The sequence below is a fragment of the Trabulsiella odontotermitis genome, from assembly GCF_001297775.1.
GTDB classification, from domain to species: Bacteria; Pseudomonadota; Gammaproteobacteria; order Enterobacterales; family Enterobacteriaceae; genus Trabulsiella; species Trabulsiella odontotermitis.
Window position 1 is genome coordinate 165,019 of sequence record NZ_LIFX01000003.1, and the last position, 19,265, is coordinate 184,283.

19 protein-coding genes are annotated in these 19,265 nt (G+C 55.9%); 12 read left to right on the plus strand and 7 right to left on the minus strand.

Going from position 1 to position 19,265, the window contains the following annotated elements; translation table 11 throughout:
- The first annotated feature begins 1 nt into the window (after nt 1).
- Complete coding sequence (tcdA, locus tag AOY23_RS04285) at nt 2-808, plus strand: tRNA cyclic N6-threonylcarbamoyladenosine(37) synthase TcdA (RefSeq protein ID WP_038157676.1); 807 nt, start codon at nt 2-4, stop codon at nt 806-808.
- On the opposite strand, the gene csdE is transcribed toward tcdA, so the two are convergent.
- Both csdE and csdA read right to left on the minus strand, forming a co-directional pair.
- A complete protein-coding gene (gene csdE, locus AOY23_RS04290; protein ID WP_054177599.1) occupies nt 799-1,248 on the minus strand; it encodes a cysteine desulfurase sulfur acceptor subunit CsdE in 450 nt (149 codons plus the stop codon). The genes tcdA and csdE overlap by 10 nt on opposite strands.
- Nucleotides 1,245-2,453 carry a cysteine desulfurase CsdA gene (csdA, locus tag AOY23_RS04295; protein ID WP_054177600.1) on the minus strand — a complete coding sequence of 403 codons (1,209 nt, stop codon included), beginning with the start codon at nt 2,451-2,453 and terminating at the stop codon, nt 1,245-1,247. The genes csdE and csdA overlap by 4 nt, the downstream gene beginning before the upstream one ends.
- Nucleotides 2,454-2,646: 193 nt before the next feature.
- Here csdA and AOY23_RS04300 point away from each other — a divergent pair, with 193 nt between their 5' ends.
- From AOY23_RS04300 to rlmM, 4 genes are all read left to right on the plus strand, one after another.
- The gene (locus AOY23_RS04300) at nt 2,647-2,874 is read left to right on the plus strand and encodes a YgdI/YgdR family lipoprotein (RefSeq protein WP_038157673.1); all 228 of its coding nucleotides are present in this window, start codon (nt 2,647-2,649) and stop codon (nt 2,872-2,874) included.
- A 347-nt stretch (nt 2,875-3,221) separates the two neighbouring features.
- Entirely contained in the window at nt 3,222-4,136 is a 915-nt protein-coding gene (gene gcvA / locus AOY23_RS04305; RefSeq protein ID WP_038157671.1) for a glycine cleavage system transcriptional regulator GcvA, read from the plus strand.
- A 71-nt stretch (nt 4,137-4,207) separates the two neighbouring features.
- Entirely contained in the window at nt 4,208-4,603 is a 396-nt protein-coding gene (locus tag AOY23_RS04310; protein WP_049850475.1) for a DUF423 domain-containing protein, read from the plus strand.
- A complete protein-coding gene (gene rlmM, locus AOY23_RS04315) occupies nt 4,596-5,696 on the plus strand; it encodes a 23S rRNA (cytidine(2498)-2'-O)-methyltransferase RlmM (protein WP_054177601.1) in 1,101 nt (366 codons plus the stop codon). The genes AOY23_RS04310 and rlmM overlap by 8 nt, the downstream gene beginning before the upstream one ends.
- On the opposite strand, the gene xni is transcribed toward rlmM, so the two are convergent.
- From xni to queF, 5 genes are all read right to left on the minus strand, one after another.
- Nucleotides 5,693-6,481, minus strand: a complete 789-nt coding sequence (xni, locus tag AOY23_RS04320; RefSeq protein ID WP_054177602.1) for a flap endonuclease Xni — start codon at nt 6,479-6,481, stop codon at nt 5,693-5,695. The genes rlmM and xni overlap by 4 nt on opposite strands.
- Nucleotides 6,482-6,592: 111 nt before the next feature.
- Entirely contained in the window at nt 6,593-7,960 is a 1,368-nt protein-coding gene (locus AOY23_RS04325) for an L-serine ammonia-lyase (protein ID WP_054177603.1), read from the minus strand.
- Between the two features lie 51 nt (nt 7,961-8,011).
- Nucleotides 8,012-9,301, minus strand: coding sequence for an HAAAP family serine/threonine permease (locus tag AOY23_RS04330; RefSeq protein WP_054177604.1), 1,290 nt, complete (start codon nt 9,299-9,301; stop codon nt 8,012-8,014).
- Nucleotides 9,302-9,743: 442 nt separating this feature from the next.
- Nucleotides 9,744-11,108: a nucleotide 5'-monophosphate nucleosidase PpnN gene (gene ppnN / locus AOY23_RS04335; protein WP_054177605.1), complete on the minus strand. Its 1,365-nt coding sequence runs from the start codon at nt 11,106-11,108 to the stop codon at nt 9,744-9,746.
- Nucleotides 11,109-11,222: 114 nt separating this feature from the next.
- Nucleotides 11,223-12,068 (minus strand): NADPH-dependent 7-cyano-7-deazaguanine reductase QueF, encoded by an 846-nt coding sequence (queF, locus tag AOY23_RS04340; protein ID WP_054177606.1) that lies wholly within the window; start codon nt 12,066-12,068, stop codon nt 11,223-11,225.
- A gap of 68 nt (nt 12,069-12,136) precedes the next feature.
- On the opposite strand from queF, the gene syd reads away from it, so the two are divergent.
- The 7 genes from syd (at nt 12,137) to gudD (ending at nt 19,236) form a co-directional block, all read left to right on the plus strand.
- Nucleotides 12,137-12,682, plus strand: coding sequence for a SecY-interacting protein (gene syd, locus AOY23_RS04345; RefSeq protein WP_054177812.1), 546 nt, complete (start codon nt 12,137-12,139; stop codon nt 12,680-12,682).
- A 635-nt stretch (nt 12,683-13,317) separates the two neighbouring features.
- Entirely contained in the window at nt 13,318-13,647 is a 330-nt protein-coding gene (locus AOY23_RS04355) for a YqcC family protein (protein ID WP_054177607.1), read from the plus strand.
- Nucleotides 13,647-14,441 (plus strand): tRNA pseudouridine(65) synthase TruC, encoded by a 795-nt coding sequence (gene truC, locus AOY23_RS04360; protein WP_054177608.1) that lies wholly within the window; start codon nt 13,647-13,649, stop codon nt 14,439-14,441. Before AOY23_RS04355 ends, truC begins: the two co-directional genes overlap by 1 nt.
- 2 nt (nt 14,442-14,443) lie before the next feature.
- Nucleotides 14,444-14,887 (plus strand): flavodoxin, encoded by a 444-nt coding sequence (locus AOY23_RS04365; protein ID WP_054177609.1) that lies wholly within the window; start codon nt 14,444-14,446, stop codon nt 14,885-14,887.
- 297 nt (nt 14,888-15,184) lie between these two features.
- Nucleotides 15,185-16,540, plus strand: coding sequence for an MFS transporter (locus AOY23_RS04370; protein ID WP_054177610.1), 1,356 nt, complete (start codon nt 15,185-15,187; stop codon nt 16,538-16,540).
- Nucleotides 16,540-17,880, plus strand: a complete 1,341-nt coding sequence (locus AOY23_RS04375; protein ID WP_054177611.1) for an enolase C-terminal domain-like protein — start codon at nt 16,540-16,542, stop codon at nt 17,878-17,880. The genes AOY23_RS04370 and AOY23_RS04375 overlap by 1 nt, the downstream gene beginning before the upstream one ends.
- A gap of 15 nt (nt 17,881-17,895) precedes the next feature.
- On the plus strand, nt 17,896-19,236 hold the full coding sequence (gene gudD, locus AOY23_RS04380; RefSeq protein WP_054177612.1) for a glucarate dehydratase: 1,341 nt from the start codon (nt 17,896-17,898) through the stop codon (nt 19,234-19,236).
- Nucleotides 19,237-19,265: the final 29 nt, after the last annotated feature.

Here is a 19,265-nt window from a genome sequence, read left to right on the forward strand (position 1 = left end):
TATGTCTGTGGTAATCAGCGATGCCTGGCGCCAGCGCTTTGGCGGCACGGCACGTTTGTACGGTGAAAATGCACTGCAGTGGTTTGCCGATGCGCACGTCTGCGTCGTGGGCATTGGCGGTGTCGGATCCTGGGCGGCGGAAGCGCTGGCGCGTACCGGCATCGGCGCGATCACGCTGATTGATATGGATGACGTGTGCGTCACCAACACCAATCGCCAGATCCACGCGCTCGGCGGCAATGTGGGGCTCGCCAAAGCCGAGGTGATGGCCGACCGCATTCGCCAGATCAACCCGGAGTGCCGGGTGAATGTCATTGACGATTTTGTCACCCCTGACAACGTGGCGCAGTATATGAGCGCCGGGTACAGTTATGTTATCGACGCCATCGACAGCGTGCGGCCAAAAGCGGCGCTGATTGCGTACTGCCGTCGCTATAAAGTACCGCTGGTGACTACTGGCGGGGCTGGCGGGCAGACAGACCCGACGCAGATCCAGGTCGCCGATCTGGCGAAAACGATCCAGGATCCGCTGGCAGCCAAACTGCGCGAACGGCTGAAAAGCGAGTATGGCGTGGTGAAAAACAGCAAAGGCAAACTGGGCGTGGACTGCGTATTTTCAACGGAAGCGCTGGTCTATCCGCAGGCAGACGGTAGCGTTTGCGCCATGAAGAGCACCGCGGAAGGGCCAAAACGGATGGACTGCGCCTCAGGCTTCGGCGCGGCAACGATGGTGACCGCCACCTTTGGTTTTGTCGCGGTCTCCCATGCCCTCAAAAAAATGATGGCAAAAGCGGCACGTCAGGCCTGACGCTGACGCGCTGCATCGCTCACGGCCTCGCCCAGCGCAGCCAGCCCCTGACTGCGTGAGGCGCTGAGCTGAGCGCGGAGTCCCAGTTCGTCGAACAGCGTGAGCGGATCCTGCGCCAGCAGTTCCGTCGCGCTTTTCCCTTCCACCGCCGTCAGCAATACCGCCAGTAAGCCGCGCACAATTCTCCCTTCGCTGTCGCCAAAGAAATGCAGTTTGCCGTCATTCGTCACGACAGTGCCCAGCCAGACGCGGTTTTCACAACCGGCAATCTCTTTCGCCTGCGCTTTCAGTTCATCTGAAAGGGCGGGCAACTGCTTACCCAGTAAAATCAGCTGGCGATATTTGTCTTCCCACGCCTGTAGTGGCGTGAAAAGCTGACGCAACGACGCTGCGGTGACGGTTGTGCCGAACGGGTGTCCGGCGTAGAGCGGGTTTGTCATTCATCCACCAGTAGTTCAAGGGCGCGGTCAACAGCGGCGACCAGCGCATGGACATCATCCTGTGTATTATAGGGCGCGAATGACGCACGTAGCGTGCCGCTGACGCCGAGCGCTGCCAGCAGCGGTTGCGCGCAGTGCTGTCCGGCCCGCAGCGCGATGCCATATTCGGCGAGAAGGGTGACCATGTCGCTGTGATGGACGCCGTCGAAATCAAACGCCAGCAGGCTGGAATCCTGACAGCGAAATGAGCGGAAACCGGGGCGCTTTGCCAGTTCGGCTTCGGCCAGTGTCGCCAGCCCGCGGCTCCAGCTTTCGGCCTGCACCAGATCCACCTCCGCCAGCCATTCCAGCGCGGCGCTGAGGCCAATCACCCCGGCAACATTCGGCGTGCCTGCTTCCAGTCGGTAAGGCAGCGCCTGGGTTTTGAAACCGTCGAAGGTCACTTCAGTGATCATCTTGCCGCCGCCAAGCCACGGCGACACGCCTTCCAGCAGCTCGCTTTTACCGTACAGCACGCCGATGCCGGTCGGGCCATACAGCTTGTGCCCGGAAAAGGCGTAGAAATCGATATCCAGTAGCTGCACATCCGCCGGGAAATGCACCGCGCCCTGCGCGCCATCCACCATCACCACCATTCCGGCGGCATGTGCATGGCGAATGGCCTGCGCGAGATCGGGGCAGCCGCCGGTGACATTCGACATTTGCCCCAGTGCCAGAATGCGGCTGCGCGGCGTGATAAGTGTGGGCAAAAGGGAGACATCCGGCAGGTTATCGCTGCCCAGCGGCAGTTTGACGATGCGGGCGCCGGTCTGCTCCGCCACCATCAGCCATGGCACAAAATTGGCATGATGCTCGGCTTCACTGACGATAATTTCATCGCCCGGTTGCAGGCGTGGTCGCGCATAGCTTTGCGCCACCATATTGATGGCTTCGGTGGTGCCGCGTGTCCAGATGATGTTTTTGCTGTCCGGCGCGTTAAGCCATTCGGCGACCCGCTCGCGGGCCGCTTCATAGCGCGCGGTCAGGCGTTGCGCTTCAGCAAACTGGCTGCGATGCACGTTGCCAGCGCTCAGGCTGTAAAACTGGGTCGTGGCGTCAATCACGGCCTGCGGTTTCAGCGCGGTCGCGGCGCTGTCGAGATAGACACCGGCATCGCTCAGTGCGGGAAACCGGGCGCGAAACTGTGCGGGATTAAATGCGTTCATGGAATTCCTCATTACGATCTCTGGATCGTCGCGCAATTTGCGGGTGAGGGCAAGGGGAGCTAATGTCCCTCGGAATAGTCCGGTAATTCTGGCAGGGTAAAAATAGTACGTTATGCTATAGAGTGTTAGGCGAATGTTTTAGCCTGTCAGGAAAGTCGATTTATATAGCATAAATAGCCAGAAGGAGAAGAACATGAACAAGACTACTGCCATTATCTCTGCCTGTATGCTGACTTTTGCCCTGAGCGCCTGCTCCGGTCCGAACTACGTAATGCACACAACGGATGGACGGGCCATCGTTTCTGACGGTAAACCAAAAACCGATGATGAGACGGGCATGATTTCGTATAAAGACGCTAACGGCAACAAACAGCAGATCAACCGTAGTGACGTGAAAGAGATGGTCGCGCTTGAGAAGTAACGGTTGATGTCGCGAAAAAAAAGCACCGCAGCTTGCGGTGCTACATTAATCACTATGGACAGACAGGGTAAATGTACAGGAAGTGAAAAGGGTAGCTTTCCTACCGTGGTCTGAATCGCAGACCAATTGCAAACACAACAACACAACATCACAACCGTAAGCCAAAAGCCCATCAGAACACGCATTCCGAAAAAAGCTCTTCGTTCCGGCTCAGGAAGTGCCGCCACTATAGGTATTTGCTGGTAGTTCCTCAACGGACAAATTATAATGGCTCAGATAAAAAAAACTAATAGGTTAAACGTTGTTTCCTGTTTGTTAAATCGAGTTAACATCTAAGCCAGAGAACCATGTCAAAGCGATTACCACCTCTGAATGCATTACGTGTTTTTGACGCAGCAGCACGGCATTTAAGCTTCACTCGCGCTGCCGATGAGCTTTTTGTGACGCAGGCCGCAGTAAGCCATCAAATCAAGTCCCTGGAGGATTTTCTGGGGCTGAAGCTATTCCGCCGACGCAATCGTTCTCTTCTCCTGACCGAAGAAGGCCAGAGCTATTTCCAGGACATCAAAGAGATCTTTTCGCAATTAACCGAAGCGACGCGTAAACTGCAGGCGCGCAGTGCGAAAGGGGCGCTGACGGTCAGTTTACTGCCCAGTTTTGCCATTCAGTGGATGGTGCCGAGACTCTCCAGCTTTAACTCAGCTTATCCGGGAATCGACGTCAGGATCCAGGCGGTGGACCGTCAGGAAGATAAGCTGGCGGACGATGTCGACGTGGCGATTTTCTACGGGCGCGGCAACTGGCCAGGGCTGCGTGTGGAAAAACTGTATGCGGAATATCTGATTCCGGTCTGCTCGCCGCTGTTGCTCACTGGCGAGAAGCCATTGAAAACCCCTGCCGATCTGGCGCAACATACGCTATTGCACGACGCCTCGCGCCGTGACTGGCAGACGTACACGCGTCAGCTGGGCCTCAATCTTAACGTTCAACAGGGACCGATATTCAGCCACAGCGCGATGGTGCTGCAGGCGGCAATCCATGGACAGGGCATCGCACTCGCCAACAATGTGATGGCGCAGTCTGAAATCGAAGCAGGCCGTCTGGTCTGCCCTTTTAATGATGTACTGGTCAGTAAAAACGCTTTTTATCTGGTTTGCCATGACAGTCAGGCGGAACTGGGTAAAATAGCCGCCTTCCGGCAATGGATCCTGGCGAAAGCTGCAAGTGAACAAGAGAAATTCCGCTTTCGTTATGAACAATAAACACGCGATCGTGCAGGCGGCAATGGGGGGCGGCCTGAACGACGACGTGTAAATCAGTTTAGGGTAAGAACATGACTAGTCGTTTTATGCTGATTTTTGCCGCCATTAGCGGTTTTATTTTTGTGGCGTTAGGTGCGTTTGGCGCGCACGTTTTAAGTAAATCTTTGGGTGTAGTGGAAATGGGGTGGATCCAGACCGGCCTTGAGTATCAGGCATTCCACACGCTGGCGATTTTTGGGCTCGCGGTCGCGATGCAGCGCCGCATCAGCATCTGGTTTTACTGGAGCAGCGTGTTTCTGGCGCTGGGAACCGTGCTGTTCAGTGGCAGCTTGTACTGCCTCGCCCTCTCTCACCTTCGTCTGTGGGCGTTCGTCACGCCAGTGGGAGGCGTCAGCTTCCTCGCAGGGTGGGTATTAATGTTAATTGGTGCAATTCGTCTGAAGCGTAAGGGCGTCGTTCATGAATAAGGTTGTTCTCTATTGCCGCCCGGGCTTTGAGAAAGAGTGTGCTGCAGAAATTACCGACAAGGCCGCGCGCCTTGAGGTGTACGGGTTTGCCCGCGTGAAAGAGAACGCGGGTTATGTCATTTTTGAATGTTATCAGCAGGAAGAGGCGGACAAGCTGGCCCGCGAGCTGCCTTACAGCTCGTTGATCTTTGCCCGCCAGATGTTGGTGGCAGGCGAGCTGTTGCAGAATCTTCCCCCGGAAGATCGCATCACGCCGATCGTCGGCATGTTGCAGGGTGTGGTGGAAAAAGGCGGCGACCTGCGCGTCGAAGTGGCTGATACCAACGAAAGCAAAGAGCTGATGAAGTTTTGCCGCAAATTTACCGTGCCGTTGCGCGCGGCATTGCGCGACGCAAAAATTCTCACTAACTATGAAACGCCGAAGCGCCCGGTGGTGCATGTCTTTTTCATTGCGCCGGGCTGCTGTTACGTCGGGTATTCGTACCCGAACAACAATTCCCCGTTCTATATGGGCATTCCGCGCCTGAAATTCCCTGCCGATGCGCCGAGCCGCTCCACGCTGAAACTGGAAGAAGCGCTGCACGTGTTTATTCCCGCCGATGAATGGGATGAGCGTCTGGCTAACGGCATGTACGCGGTCGATCTTGGCGCGTGCCCTGGCGGCTGGACGTATCAGCTGGTGAAACGCAACATGTGGGTTTACTCGGTGGATAACGGCCCGATGGCGCAAAGCCTGATGGATACCGGGCAGGTCACCTGGCTGCGTGAAGATGGTTTCCGCTATCGCCCCAACCGCAACAACATTTCGTGGATGGTCTGCGATATGGTGGAGAAACCGGCGAAAGTGGCGGCGCTGATGGCGCAGTGGCTGGTGAACGGCTGGTGTCGCGAAACCATTTTCAACCTCAAGTTGCCGATGAAAAAGCGCTACGAAGAGGTGTCGCAGAATCTGGCGTACATTCAGGAGCAACTGAGCGAGCATGGCATTAATGCGCAGATTCAGGCGCGGCAGCTGTATCACGATCGCGAAGAGGTGACCGTGCATATCCGTCGTATCTGGGCCGCCGTCGGTGGTCGTCGCGACGAACGCTAGTCTGTATGATTGCCCGGTGGCGCTACGCTTACCGGGCCTACACGCAACTGCTGCAAATTCCCGTCTAACTGTAAATCCGTCTGTAACCGCGCCACATCCCGGCAAATAAACGCCATTTCTTTATGTGCTTCCAGTTTTTTGCGCCATTTCTCCGGCACTTCATTCAGGCGGGCGTAAATCCCATCCAGATTTTCAAACTCCGTTAACAGCTGCGTGGCGCTCTTCGGGCCAATCCCCGCCACGCCCGGCACTTTCGAGCTGCTGATGCCCGCCAGCCCCCAGTAATCCGGCAACTGCTGCGGCGTGACGCCAAATTCACTGGCGATAAACGGCGCGTCGAGCCAGCGTTTCTGAAAATAATCGCGGATATGAATGGTGGGGGACAGCAACTGACAATAGCCTTTATCGGTCGAGACAATTGTGGCCTGATGCCCGACCTGCGCCACTTTTACCGCCAGCGTGGCCGCCAGATCATCGGCCTCGTTCCCGGCTGACTCCCAGCAACGTACGCCACGGCCTTCAAACGCAGCCCGCAGTGCGGGCATTTCAGCATGCAGATCGTCCGGCATTGGCGGGCGTCCGGCTTTGTAATCCGGCAACAGCTGATGCCGCCAGCCCTGGTTGCGGGCTTCATCATCGAACACGGCCACCGCGTGCGTCGGCTGGCTGTGAACCAGCAGCTGTTCCAGCGCGTGCAGGCAGGTTTCCGCGCAGGGCGACCCCTGTACGGCATGAATGCGACGAATCAGGTTAAGCGCGTCAACGATCAGCAGATGAACAGCCACGGAAATCCTCCTTGAGCAAGAGCGCTAAGGGTAACATCGTGATGTCTGTGAGGCTATTTACGAAGAATAATTCAGGAAGATGCCTCGCAAAACGAGGCATCTGAGGGACGATCAATCGCAGGTGACAATTTTCATCGCCAGACCGCCGCGTGAGGTTTCGCGGTATTTGGCGTTCATGTCTTTGCCGGTTTCGTACATGGTTTCGATAACCTTGTCGAGACAGACGCGTGGTTCGCTGGTGCGACGCAGCGCCATTCGTGCCGCGTTGACCGCTTTCACTGCGGCAATCGCGTTACGCTCGATGCACGGCACCTGAACCTGTCCGGCGACCGGATCGCAGGTCAGTCCGAGGTTGTGTTCCATGCCGATTTCCGCGGCGATACACACTTGCGTCGGGCTACCGCCCAGCAGTTCCGCCAGCCCTGCCGCCGCCATGGAGCAGGCCACGCCGACCTCACCCTGACAGCCCACTTCGGCGCCAGAAATAGACGCGTTCATCTTGTAGAGCGAGCCAATGGCGCTGGCGACCAGCATATATCGCGCCAGCGAGTTCGCATTCACTTCACGGATGAACTTGTCGTAGTAGGCCAGCACCGCCGGGACAATCCCGCAGGCGCCGTTGGTTGGTGCGGTGACCACGCGGCCACCGGCCGCATTTTCTTCATTTACCGCCAGCGCGAACATGTTGATCCAGTCAACCACCGCCATCGGATCGCTGGTGGTTTTATCCTGGCTTACCAGCATACGGCGTAGTGCCGCCGCACGACGCGGAACCCGCAGTTTGCCCGGCAGAACGCCTTCGGTGGTGATGCCGCGCTCAATGCCGCTGCGCATGACCTCCCAGACGTTAGCGAAGTGCTGCTCAAGCGCCTCTTTGCTGTGCAGCGCCAGTTCGTTTTTCATCATCAGACCGGAGAGCGACAGCCCGGATTCCTGGCAGTGACGCTGAAGATCTGCCGCGGATTTGTACGGGTAAGGCACCTGTACCGGCGCGCTGTTGGTCTGGCCGAAATGTTCTTCGTCAACGATAAACCCGCCGCCGATAGAGTAATACGTGTTGCTGTGCATCACGGTGCTGCCGCTCAGGGCGGTGATGCGCATACCGTTCTCGTGCAGAGAGAGATTATCGGTATGGAAATTCATGCACTGATCGACAGGAAATTCGACTTCGTGCTCACCGTTTGCCAGCAGCAGACGGCCGTGGGTATTCACATCCTGAATAAAACCAGGAATAGAATCGATATCGATGGTATCCGGCAGATTTCCCGCCAGTCCCATAATAATGGCGATATCAGTGTGGTGACCTTTACCGGTCAGGGAGAGCGAGCCGTACACATCGACGACCACGCGGGTAATATCATTGAGGATCCCGCGTGCAATCAGGTCGTCCGTGAATTGTTTGCCCGCTTTCATTGGCCCGACAGTATGTGAACTGGAAGGACCAATGCCGATTTTGAAAATATCGAAAACGCTGATCATGATGCATCCATGGCTGAAAGGAAGTGCGCCACCCGGAGGTGGCGCGGGGGATTAACTGAACAGGGAGAAGAAAATCGCGGAGATGGCGATAAGGCCCATGATGACAACGAAGACGTTGCTGATGTGGCCGCTGTATTTGCGCATTGCCGGGACTTTCTGAATCGCGTACATCGGCATCAGGAACAGAATCATCGCGATAACCGGGCCGCCCAGGGTTTCAATCATCCCCAGAATGCTCGGGTTCAGCGTTGCCACCGCCCAGGTGGTCAACAGCATGAACAGTGCAGTGATTTTGTTCAGACGGCTGAGTTCAATAGTTTTGCCTTTGCTGCGCAGAGACTTGATCACCATCCCGTTGAAGCCTTCACGCGCACCCAGATAGTGGCCGAGGAAGGATTTGGTGATGGCGATCATCGCGATGATCGGCGCCATCCAGGCAATCAGCGGTGCGTTAAAGTGGTTCGCCAGGTAAGACAGGATAGAAATGTTCTGCTCTTTCGCCGCGGCCAGGTCTGCCGGAGACAGGCTCAGTACACAGCTGAAAACGAAGAACATCACGGTAATCACCATCATGATGTGCGCACGCGCCAGGATGCTGGAGCATTTTTTCTCTGCGCCATCACCGTATTCTTCACGTTTCGCCACAGCGAAAGAGGAGATGATCGGTGAGTGGTTGAAGGAGAAAACCATGACCGGAATAGCCAGCCACAGGGTCATCCACAGGCCGTTACCGGTAGACGTGGCGCTGCTCAGCGACAGGGTTTCCAGCGCCGCACCGCTCCATTGCGGGATCAGGTACAGAGCCAGCAGCATCAGCGCGGCCACGAACGGGAATACCAGGATGCTCATCGCTTTAACAATCATCTGCTCACCAAAGCGAACGATGGTCATCATACCGATGATCAGGATCAGCGACAGAATCGCACGCGGTGGCGCGGTCATACCCAACTGGTGAGTAATGAAGCTGTCGACGGTGTTGGTGATCGCCACGCTATACACCAGCAGAATCGGGTAGATAGCGAAAAAGTAGAGCAGGGTAATGATCTTACCTGCGCCGATACCAAAGTGTTCTTCAACCACTTCGGTGATGTCTTCGCCAGGATTTTTACCGGACAGTACGAAGCGGGTCATCCCGCGGTGAGCAAAGAACGTCATTGGGAAGGCGAGGATTGCCATGATAATCAGCGGGATCATCCCGCCAACGCCGGCGTTGATCGGCAGGAATAAAACGCCTGCGCCGATAGCCGTGCCGTAAAGACCCAGCATCCACATGGTGTCCGTTTTACGCCATGTGCTTCTTTTTTCAATCGAAGCAATAGTGCTGGTTTGAGTGCTTTCCATCTGTATCTCCTGGAAGAATCAATAAAATATAATAAAAAAACAAAAATAACTGGTTCGAAATTCGTTCAATGACGGTTTTTGAATGATTTTTTATCGTCAATCTTATGGGGCCGGAACGATACATTTAAGTTATCGATGTATCAGTGATCCCGATCCCAATTGCAATAATCAGCTTCAGAAATGACAGTTCTCAGACCATCGCTCTGTCTTTTTTGTCATGCCAGAATTTTATTGGCGCAAAGGCTAGCACCGGCAGGATATACAGGAAAAGCACGCAGGCGTAATACCGCGTTTTCATCTGCAAAAAATTGCAGAAATAGCGGTTTCTGATGACTTATCAAAATTTTAAGCGATTAACGTAGCTTAACCTGTGGCGGAAAAGCGGATTCTGGAAAGTTTAGGTAAGAAAAAGAAATGGGCGGCGCTGACACCGCCCGGGAGATTATGCGCAAATTTCGTAGCAGGGAATGTAGGCGGAACCCGGAAGTTTCATGCGGTGCTGGGCCACAAAACCCTGCAGCAGATCGTCCATCCGGCGCATCATGTCGCTGTCACCGTGGATCTTGTACGGGCCATATTGTTCGATGGCGCGAATGCCTACTTCCTTCACGTTACCCGCGACGATACCGGAGAAGGCGCGGCGCAGGTCTGCCGCCAGCACTTCGACGGGTTGATCCGGATAGAGTTTCAGGTTTGCCATGTTCTCGTGGGTCGGCTCAAACGGGACTTGCAGATCCGGTGCAATACGAATCGACCAGTTGAAGCTGTAGGCATCCCCCGTGTCGCGGCGGTTTTCTTTCACCAGCGGCATGGCCTTTTTCATCTGACGGGCCACTTCGGCGGCATCGTCAATGATGATGCGATAATGGCGGCGCGCGTTTTCACCCAGCGTATGAACGATAAACTCATCCAGCACGCGGAAGTAATCGGCGCTCTCTTTCGGCCCGGTCAGGATCAACGGCAGCACCTGATTTTTGTTGGCCGGATTCATCAGGATGCCGAGCAGGTAGAGCAACTCTTCCGCCGTACCCACGCCGCCCGGGAAGATGATGATGCCGTGTGCGAGGCGCACAAACGCTTCCAGACGTTTTTCGATGTCCGGCATGATGATCAGTTCGTTCACCAGCGGGTTTGGTGGCTCAGCAGCGATGATTGACGGCTCGGTCATGCCGATAAAACGTCCTTCTTTGTAGCGCTGTTGTGCGTGACCGACCGCCGCGCCTTTCATCGGCGCTTCCATCGCGCCAGGGCCGCAGCCGGTACAAATGTTCAGTTCGCGCAGACCAAGCTGGGTACCGACGCGACGGGCGTACAGGTATTCGGTTTCGTTGATCGAGTGACCGCCCCAGCACACCACCATGCCTGGCGCTTCGCCAACATGAAGCGCGCGGGCGTTACGCAGGATCGAAAACACCAGGTTGGTGATGTGGGTCGAGCTGGCCAGATCCAGATTCGGAAAACGCACGGTGTTGTGGATTTGCCCGTAGACGAACAGGATGTCGCGCAGAACGGCAAACAGGTTGGCCTGTAACGCGCGGATGATACGCCCGTCGACGAAAGCCTCTTCCGGTGGGTTAATCAGTTCAAGCTTAACGCCACGCTCGCGGCGCAGCACGTTGATGTCAAAGCTCTCGAAGCGAGAAAGCAGCTCCTGGCTGCTGTCGGTCAGACTGCCGGAGTTAAGTACAGCCAGGGAACAGTTACGAAACAGTTGATACAGGTCGCTGCTGGCCGTGCGTTTCAGCATGTCGACTTCCAGCTGCGACAACATGTCCATAGAGCCCAATGGGCTAATGTGTGTAATCAAGTGAACTCCTTACGGGACCATAATAAGTTTTCCCTATGAATTACAATAGCCTCGTCGGTTCTGTTTTCACAAGGTAATGCGCGGAAATGTCCGCGCATTTTACGTAAATATTTCTTATTGACGAGCCAGTCGTCCGGTGGCGGGGGCAAAGTCGGTATTCGAACGCCAGGGGTTGATATCCAGACCACCGCGGCGGGTGTAGCGGGCATAGACGCTCAGCGTTTCAGGCTGGCAGAAGCGCATGATGTCGTTAAAGATACGCTCCACGCACTGTTCATGAAATTCGTTGTGATGGCGGAAGGAAACCAGATAACGCAGCAGCTTTTCCCGGTCGATTTTCGCGCCGCGATACTGGATTTGCACCGAACCCCAGTCCGGCTGATGAGTGATGAGGCAGTTGGATTTCAGCAGATGGCTGACCAGTGTCTCCTCCACGCGCTTGCCGCTGGCGGCATCCTGCAGATAGTCGGCACTGAACTGGTAGTTGTCGATGTCGATATCCTGATCGTCAATGCAGGTGCCGTTAAAGTGGGCGACAGGCTGCCCTTCGATTTCATCCAGACGGTACAACGCCACGGAAACCTTGCCCTGCGCGCAGGCGCTGAGGTCGCGCTCCAGCGTCGCACGTACCGCGTCCCGGTCGGCAAAACGCGTCTGGTTAAAGCTGTTGAGATAGAGCTTAAAGCTTTTCGACTCCACCAGATTGACCGTTGTATCGTCGAGTTCGACATGGCCTACCGCCACCTGGGGCAGCCCTTTCGCATTGAGCCATGACAGTTCGTACAGCGTCCAGATGTCCGCGCCGTGGAAGGGCAGGCTGTCGGCATGCAGGCCGAGAGGATCGCGATTCAGACTGCGTGGAACACCCTGCAACAGCGAGGCGTCGTAGGTGTCGCGGTAGTCGGTCGTTTTGCCGAGCGTCAGGCCAGCCAGCGCCTGATGATTTTCATAAGAAGACATGTTTCACCGTGATAAAGCAGGTACACTATGGCCCAATTCTATACCGGCTGATGAAAAGAGAGAAATCGGTGGATAACCAGACTGCAGAAGCGCTTCAGGCGTTTACCCAACGGTATTGCGACGCATGGCGGCGTGAATATAACAGCTGGCCCCGCAGCGAGGATCTCTACGGCGTGCCGTCTCCCTGCACGGTATCCACCACCGATGAGGCGGTCTTCTGGCAGCCGCAATCGTTTGATCTGACGCCGAATGTAAACGCGGTTGAACGCGCGCTGGACATTGTGATACAACAGCCGCTTCATTCGTATTACACCACCCAATATGCCGGTGATATGTCAGCAACGTTTATGGGTGAACCCCTGTTGTTGCTACAAACCTGGAGCGCGGATGACTTCCGGCGCGTTCAGGAAAACCTGATTGGTCACCTGGTCACGCAGAAACGTCTGAAGCTGTCGCCGACATTATTTATCGCGACGCTGGACAGCGAACTGGACGTCATTTCGGTGTGTAATCTGACCGGCGAGGTCATTAAAGAAACCCTCGGTACGCCGCAGCGTACGGTACTTTCTTCCTCTCTTGCGAGTTTTCTCAATCAACTCGAACCGCTTTTGTAATCCAGACTACTACAGGACTTGTGAGACATCTCTTACACGCGCTGTGAGAGATCGCCTTGAGACAGGTGAGAGACTGGCTTAAAAAAAGAACACGTTTCTATAAATATCAATACGTTATAATCCTCACTGCGTACTTTCATATGAAACAAGGCTTACGGATTTGTCTTATGGCGGGGTTGTAAGACGAAGCGGAATAAGAGATCCTATGTACGTCGACAGGGAGTCAGACAAAAGAAGCGAACATCAGGATGATGACGCTTCAGGGAATACACCAGGACGGTGCTGCAGGGAAAGGCTTCAGGATGAAGCAAAAGGAGAGCGCAGGAACGCGTTAAAGGACACCTCCAGGAGGGAGAACGAGAGCCGGTCGGGATGTTCGGTGGATCAGGAAGATCAAGGAATGCTTAAGGATGAGTACATTCACATCGGGGTGGTGTGGAGCAGGATGCACAAGTTTACGGATGAACATGGGTCAGGAGACCCCAGGAAAAGTTGTCAAGGATGAGCAGGGAGCACGTTGAGTAGCCGGATTGCTGCGAAACGAACCGGGAGCACTGTTTCGACAGTGCTCCCTTTTTTTGTTTTTCCGCCGCCAGTGGTATCCTGCGTCACCGTTTTTTTGCACCGAGGTTCTCATGACTCTTCACGACAACGTACGTGCGCAGCTGCGTGCCATTGAAACCGTGATGCGGCTGCATCAGCACTGGCAGAGCGACGCACCCGACGCCAGCGCGTTCAACAGCGATCAGCCTTTCTGCATGGACACCCTGGCGCCGCTGGAATGGCTGCAATGGGTATTGATCCCACGGATGCATCAGTTGCTCGACAACGGCCAGCCGCTGCCGCAAAATTTTGCCATCGCGCCCTATTATGAAGTGGCCCTCGACGCCAGCCATCCACTGCGCGAGCGTGTGCTGCCGGAGTTACTGGCTCTTGACGCCCTGTTTGCGGACGACCACGCCTGATGCTGGAAATCATTTACCAGGACGAATGGCTGGTGGCGGTGAATAAACCGTCCGGCTGGCTGGTACACCGCAGCTGGCTCGATCGCGATGAAAAAGTGGTGGTGATGCAGACCGTGCGCGATCAAATCGGCCAGCACGTCTTTACCGCGCATCGTCTCGATCGCCCGACCTCCGGCGTACTGCTGATGGGCCTGTCCAGCGAGGCGGGTCGTCTGCTGGCGCAACAGTTTGAACAGCATCAGATCCAGAAACGCTATCACGCCATTGTCCGCGGCTGGCTGACCGGCGACGATCTGCTGGATTACCCGCTGGTGGAAGAGCTGGACAAAATTGCCGATAAATTTGCCCGCGACGACAAAGGCCCGCAGCCTGCCGTGACGCACTACCGCGGGCTGGCGACGGTGGAAATGCCCGTCGCCACCGGGCGATACCCGACCACGCGCTACGGTCTGGTCGAGCTGGAGCCGAAAACCGGCCGCAAGCACCAGCTGCGCCGCCATCTTAAACATCTTCGTCATCCGATCATTGGCGACAGCAAGCATGGCGATTTACGTCAGAACCGCAGCGCCGCTGACCATTTTGGCTGCCACCGGCTGATGCTGCATGCCAGCACGTTATCGCTGACGCACCCGTTTACCGGCGAACCCTTAACGCTGCATGCGGGCTTTGACGAGGTCTGGATGCAGGCACTGACGCAATTCGGCTGGCGCGGTCTTCTCCCGATAAACGAAAGGGTTGAGTTTGCGGGCGGCAGCGGTCAGGATGGCGTTATCGATACAACATCAGGGAGTTAAACATGGCAGAAGTGGGTATTTTTGTCGGCACCATGTATGGAAACGCGTTGCTGGTCGCAGAAGAAGCAGAAACCATCCTGACCGGGCTGGGGCATAAAGCCACCGTTTTTGAAGATCCCGAAATCAGTGACTGGGAAGCGTATACCGGAAAATACGCGCTGGTTGTCACTTCGACTACCGGACAGGGCGATCTGCCGGACAGCATCGTCCCGCTGTTTGAAGGGATGAAAGACATGTACCAGCCGCACATGCGCTACGGCATTGTTGCGCTCGGCGACAGCACCTACGCCAACTTCTGCGGCGGCGGCAAGAAATTCGATGAGCGCCTGCAGGAACAGGGCGCGCAGCGCATCGGCGAGATGCTGATGATCGACGCCAGTGAAGATCCCGAACCTGAAAGCCTCTCCAACCCGTGGGTTGAACACTGGGCTACGCTGCTCAACTGATCATTCGCCCTTCTGCGGAAGGGCACATCTCACATTTCCTCTGATTTCCGTGAACCAGCCCCCATGCGGTTGGGCATAAGCCACAAATCTCCTTAACCAGACTTGTTAATGCTGTGTTATTGCACGGTGAGCACCCGACCACCTGTTTTTATACTTTTTGCTGCCAGTTCATAAAGCAGCCTGTCATCGCGCGGCGCTGCAATAAAAAAACATAAAACGTCATTCTGATTACCCTACAGGTTGTGCTGTTCAGAATGGATGTAGCTCAAAGCAAAGCTATGATTCAGGAGTACAACAATGAGTTCATTAAGTCACGAGGCGAGTGCCGTCGAAAAACGCACTAACGCCCGCTACTGGATAGTGGTGATGCTGTTTATCGTCACCTCCTTCAACTATGGTGACCGCGCCACGCTGTCGATTGCCGGTTCGGAAATGGCCAAACAAATTGGTCTTGATCCGGTTGGCATGGGTTATGTTTTCTCCGCGTTTTCATGGGCCTATGTCATCGGTCAAATCCCCGGTGGCTGGCTGCTTGACCGCTTTGGTTCGAAACGGGTCTATTTCTGGTCGATCTTTATCTGGTCACTCTTTACGCTGTTGCAGGGCTTCGTCGATGTGTTCAGCGGCTTTGGCATAATTGTGGCGCTGTTTACCCTGCGTTTCCTCGTCGGCCTGGCGGAATCTCCGTCTTTCCCCGGCAACAGTCGCATCGTCGCGGCCTGGTTCCCGGCGCAGGAGAGGGGAACCGCGGTGGCGATTTTTAACTCGGCGCAGTATTTCGCGACCGTCATTTTCGCACCGATCATGGGTTGGCTGACACACGAAGTGGGCTGGTCGCATGTGTTCTTCTTTATGGGCGGGCTTGGGATCATCATCAGCTTTATCTGGCTGAAAGTGATCCACGAACCCAATCAACACCCCGGCGTGAACAAAAAAGAGCTGGAGTACATTGCGCAGGGCGGGGCGCTGATCAACATGGATCAGAAAAACGCGAAGCCGCACGTGCCGATGAGTGAAAAATGGGGGCAAATCAAACAGCTGATTAGCTCACGCATGATGATCGGCGTTTATATCGGACAGTACTGCATTAACGCGCTGACCTACTTCTTCATCACCTGGTTCCCGGTTTATCTGGTGCAGGCGCGCGGCATGTCGATTCTGAAAGCCGGGTTTGTCGCCTCTATTCCGGCGGTGTGTGGATTCGTCGGCGGTGTACTGGGCGGGATCATTTCAGACTGGCTGATGCGTCGCACCGGGTCGCTCAATGTCGCCCGTAAAACACCCATTGTGCTCGGCATGCTGCTTTCCATGACGATGGTGTTCTGTAACTACGTCGATACGGAATGGATGATCATCGGTTTCATGGCGATGGCGTTCTTCGGTAAAGGCATTGGCGCACTGGGCTGGGCGGTAATGGCAGACACCGCGCCGAAAGAGATCAGCGGTCTCTCCGGCGGGCTGTTCAACATGTTCGGCAACATTTCCGGCATCGTGACGCCGATTGCGATTGGCTACATTGTCGGGGTGTCCGGCTCCTTTAACGGCGCGCTGATTTACGTCGGGATCCACGCGCTGGTGGCGGTACTGAGCTACCTGGTGGTGGTCGGCGATATCAAACGTATTGAACTGAAACCTGTGACAGGACGTGAATGATGAGCACACAATCCAGCCCCGTAATTACTGAGATGAAAGTGATCCCGGTCGCCGGTCACGACAGCATGCTGCTGAATATCGGCGGGGCGCATAACGCGTACTTTACGCGTAATATCGTGGTGCTGAGCGACAATGCCGGGAATACCGGCATAGGGGAAGCGCCGGGCGGCGAGGTGATTTACCAGACGCTGGTCGATGCCATTCCGATGGTCATCGGTCAGGAAGTGGCGCGCCTGAATCGCGTGGTGCAGCGCGTCCACAAAGGCAACCAGGCGGCGGATTTTGATACCTTCGGCAAAGGCGCGTGGACGTTTGAACTGCGCGTCAACGCCGTCGCGGCTCTCGAAGCAGCGCTGCTGGATCTGCTCGGCAAAGCGCTCAATGTGCCGGTGTGCGAATTGCTCGGTCCGGGCAAACAGCGCGATGCGGTGACGGTTCTCGGCTATCTCTTTTACATCGGCGATCGGACCAAAACCGATCTGCCGTATCTCGACGCCACACCAGGTTCGCATGACTGGTATCGCCTGCGCCATCAGGAAGCGATGAACAGCGACGCGGTGGTACGGCTCGCGGAAGCGGCGCAGGATCGCTATGGTTTTAAAGATTTCAAACTGAAAGGCGGCGTGCTGTCCGGCGAGCAGGAAATCGACACTGTGCGGGCGCTGAAAAAGCGTTTCCCGAACGCGCGGATCACCGTTGATCCCAATGGCGCCTGGCTGCTTGATGAAGCCATTGCGTTATGTAAAGGGCTGCAGGATGTGCTGACCTATGCCGAAGATCCCTGTGGTGCCGAGCAGGGTTTTTCAGGCCGTGAGGTGATGGCGGAATTCCGCCGCGCGACAGGGCTGCCGGTCGCCACCAACATGATTGCCACCAACTGGCGGGAAATGGGCCACGCGGTGATGCTCAATGCCGTCGATATTCCGCTGGCCGACCCGCATTTCTGGACGCTGTCCGGCGCGGTGCGTGTCGCGCAGTTGTGCGACGACTGGGGGCTGACCTGGGGCTGTCACTCCAATAACCATTTCGATATTTCGCTGGCGATGTTTACCCACGTTGGCGCCGCGGCGCCAGGCACGCCAACCGCCATTGATACGCACTGGATCTGGCAGGAAGGGGATGCGCGCCTGACGAAAAATCCGCTGCAAATTAAAGACGGCAAGATTGCCGTTCCCGATGCGCCAGGGCTTGGCATCGAGCTGGACTGGGATCAGGTGCATAAGGCTCACGACACATATAAACGTCTGCCAGGCGGCGCGCGCAATGACGCAGGCCCGATGCAATACCTGATCCCCGGCTGGACGTTTGATCGCAAACGCCCGGTTTTTGGCCGTAATTAATTAAAGGACTGACTCATGACAACGCTACATTCCACACCGGTTGTGACTTCGATGCAGGTGATCCCGGTGGCCGGTTTCGACAGTATGTTGATGAACCTGAGCGGCGCGCATGCGCCGTTTTTCACGCGTAATATCGTGATCATTAAAGATAATTCGGGCCATACCGGCGTGGGTGAAATTCCGGGTGGCGAGAAGATCCGCCAGACGCTGGAAGACGCCGCGCCGCTGGTGATGGGTAAAACGCTGGGCGAATACAAAAACGTCCTCACCACCGTGCGCAATACTTTCGCTGATCGCGATGCCGGTGGGCGTGGACTACAAACCTTTGATTTACGAACCACGATCCATGTGGTGACCGGTATCGAAGCCGCGCTGCTCGATCTGCTCGGCCAGCATCTGGGCGTGAACGTCGCCTCGCTGCTCGGCGATGGTCAACAGCGCAGCGAAGTGGAAATGCTTGGCTATCTGTTCTTTGTCGGCAACCGGAAGCAAACGCCGCTGGCGTACCAGAGTCAGCCTGACGACGCCTGCGACTGGTATCGCCTGCGTCATGAGGGAGCCATGACTCCGCAGGCTGTAGTGCGTCTGGCGGAAGCCGCGTATGAAAAATATGGCTTTAACGATTTCAAACTGAAAGGCGGCGTGCTGGCGGGTGAAGAAGAAGCCGAGGCCATCACCGCACTGGCGACGCGTTTCCCGCAGGCGCGCGTAACGCTTGATCCGAACGGTGCCTGGCTGCTGGATGAAGCCATTAAAATAGGTAAACAGCTTAAAGGTGTCCTGGCGTATGCTGAAGATCCTTGCGGTGCCGAACAGGGTTTCTCGGGCCGTGAAGTGATGGCGGAATTCCGTCGCGCGACGGGACTGCCGACGGCCACCAACATGATTGCTACCGACTGGCGTCAGATGGGCCATACTTTGTCATTACAATCGGTTGATATTCCGCTGGCTGACCCGCATTTCTGGACCATGCAGGGTTCGGTTCGCGTCGCGCAGATGTGTCATGATTTTGGTCTGACGTGGGGCTCTCACTCCAACAACCACTTTGACATCTCGCTGGCGATGTTTACCCATGTTGCCGCCGCGGCACCGGGGCATATCACCGCCATTGATACGCACTGGATCTGGCAGGAAGGCAACCAGCGTCTCACGAAGCAGCCGTTTGAAATCAAAGGCGGCATGGTGCAGGTGCCGACGACGCCAGGGCTTGGCGTTGAACTGGATATGGATCGCGTCATGCAGGCCAACGAGTTGTATAAAAAACACGGCCTCGGCGCGCGCGATGACGCGATGGGAATGCAGTATCTGATCCCGAACTGGAAGTTTGATAACAAACGCCCGTGCATGGTGCGTTAATCAGTAATAGCCGCCCCGGGCGGGGCGGC

Excerpts from the sequence above, each read along its gene's own strand:
- tcdA (WP_038157676.1), top strand. The coding sequence starts at position 2 with ATGTCTGTGGTAATCAGCGATGCCTGGCGCCAGCGCTTTGGCGGCACG.
- csdE (WP_054177599.1), bottom strand. The coding sequence starts at position 1,248 with ATGACAAACCCGCTCTACGCCGGACACCCGTTCGGCACAACCGTCACC.
- csdA (WP_054177600.1), bottom strand. The coding sequence starts at position 2,453 with ATGAACGCATTTAATCCCGCACAGTTTCGCGCCCGGTTTCCCGCACTG.
- AOY23_RS04300 (WP_038157673.1), top strand. The coding sequence starts at position 2,647 with ATGAACAAGACTACTGCCATTATCTCTGCCTGTATGCTGACTTTTGCC.
- gcvA (WP_038157671.1), top strand. The coding sequence starts at position 3,222 with ATGTCAAAGCGATTACCACCTCTGAATGCATTACGTGTTTTTGACGCA.
- AOY23_RS04310 (WP_049850475.1), top strand. The coding sequence starts at position 4,208 with ATGACTAGTCGTTTTATGCTGATTTTTGCCGCCATTAGCGGTTTTATT.
- rlmM (WP_054177601.1), top strand. The coding sequence starts at position 4,596 with ATGAATAAGGTTGTTCTCTATTGCCGCCCGGGCTTTGAGAAAGAGTGT.
- AOY23_RS04325 (WP_054177603.1), bottom strand. The coding sequence starts at position 7,960 with ATGATCAGCGTTTTCGATATTTTCAAAATCGGCATTGGTCCTTCCAGT.
- AOY23_RS04330 (WP_054177604.1), bottom strand. The coding sequence starts at position 9,301 with ATGGAAAGCACTCAAACCAGCACTATTGCTTCGATTGAAAAAAGAAGC.
- queF (WP_054177606.1), bottom strand. The coding sequence starts at position 12,068 with ATGTCTTCTTATGAAAATCATCAGGCGCTGGCTGGCCTGACGCTCGGC.
- AOY23_RS04355 (WP_054177607.1), top strand. The coding sequence starts at position 13,318 with ATGACTCTTCACGACAACGTACGTGCGCAGCTGCGTGCCATTGAAACC.
- truC (WP_054177608.1), top strand. The coding sequence starts at position 13,647 with ATGCTGGAAATCATTTACCAGGACGAATGGCTGGTGGCGGTGAATAAA.
- AOY23_RS04365 (WP_054177609.1), top strand. The coding sequence starts at position 14,444 with ATGGCAGAAGTGGGTATTTTTGTCGGCACCATGTATGGAAACGCGTTG.
- AOY23_RS04370 (WP_054177610.1), top strand. The coding sequence starts at position 15,185 with ATGAGTTCATTAAGTCACGAGGCGAGTGCCGTCGAAAAACGCACTAAC.
- AOY23_RS04375 (WP_054177611.1), top strand. The coding sequence starts at position 16,540 with ATGAGCACACAATCCAGCCCCGTAATTACTGAGATGAAAGTGATCCCG.
- gudD (WP_054177612.1), top strand. The coding sequence starts at position 17,896 with ATGACAACGCTACATTCCACACCGGTTGTGACTTCGATGCAGGTGATC.